This is a genomic window from Achromobacter sp. Marseille-Q0513 (assembly GCF_018195695.1).
Taxonomy (GTDB): Bacteria; Pseudomonadota; Gammaproteobacteria; order Burkholderiales; family Burkholderiaceae_B; genus Achromobacter.
On sequence record NZ_JAGTJY010000418.1, the window covers coordinates 1 to 720 of the forward strand.

Genomic DNA, 720 nt, shown 5'->3' on the forward strand with positions numbered 1-720 from the left:
TTCCGAACATGCCCATGATGATCGTAAAGACCAGGGCAAAGATCGCTGCATAGATCGCGTAGAAGAGCATCTGGTTCAGCCAGCTTCTGAAGTAGTCCCTTGTGTACTCAAACAGCAAGGCCAGAATAAACAGAGGCCCAACAATTGCGATGATCCCCATTCCGGCTTTTACCGAGACGAGGACAATAATGCCTACTGCGCTCATCGCGGCGGAGATCACTGAGATAAGGACGGCGATAACCACGAATGCGAACGCCTTGATTGGGCTGGTGACGGCATTAGGAGCGCGGTCATGTATCTCAGTACTGATTTCCGAGCCATTATTGGCCGCCGCATCGAGTTTTTCGGCCGGCGTGGTGGGTTCCCTGTTGAAGATGTTGGTCATGTCGGTGGGCAATTCCAGCATGACCTCGACGATCTCAGTCTGGTACAGGCCGCCCGCGCCGGCAATGCTGGCGATGATGACAATGTTCACAACGCGGCGCAGCGCAGTGAAGATGGGCGTCGGAATGGCGCCACTGGCGATCATCCACCCGTACCACATGAGGCCAATGGTCATGGCTATCGTGACGAAAGGCCAGATGGCGGCTGTGGCATTGCTGACCGCCGGTGCGACGACGCCCTTGAGCATGTGTGTCACGGAGTCGTCCATCCAGCGCGCGATGCCGCCCAGGCTGATGAGCTGAATTGGATCCGCGGCCATTAGTTCCCCCCGGGTAT

1 protein-coding gene is annotated in these 720 nt (G+C 56.8%); it reads right to left on the reverse strand.

All coding sequences use genetic code 11. The features are described 5' to 3' along the window. Positions 1–703, reverse strand: a 703-nt coding sequence (locus tag KDH83_RS31015) for a type IV secretion system protein (RefSeq protein WP_212322933.1), incomplete at its 3' end; no start/stop codon positions are given. Positions 704–720 lie beyond the last annotated feature (17 nt).